This is a genomic window from Oleiphilus sp. HI0132 (genome assembly GCF_001635845.1).
On record NZ_LWGJ01000910.1, the window covers coordinates 1 to 201 of the forward strand.

Below are 201 nucleotides of genomic sequence, written 5' to 3' on the forward strand. Positions count from 1 at the left end.
AAACATATTGCCGCAATCAGAAAGTCATCATAAAGTGCGCTGGCTTGCCCGACAGGTGCATAAAGCAAGCCTAGCTTTTGGTAGTTTTTAATCGCTTTTTTGAATTGCGAGCGAATACCTTGGAGCTCAAAGCTTAGTAATCGCGCAATTCCAATTCGCGTAATCGCCTCGGCACCTAGCTTATCATTACAATGAATGAGC

At 43.8% G+C, this 201-nt stretch carries 1 protein-coding gene; it reads right to left on the reverse strand.

Annotated elements, in window-relative coordinates; translation table 11 throughout:
• The coding region (locus A3766_RS30950; protein ID WP_197479511.1) for a hypothetical protein at positions 1-201 on the reverse strand (201 nt) is incomplete at both ends.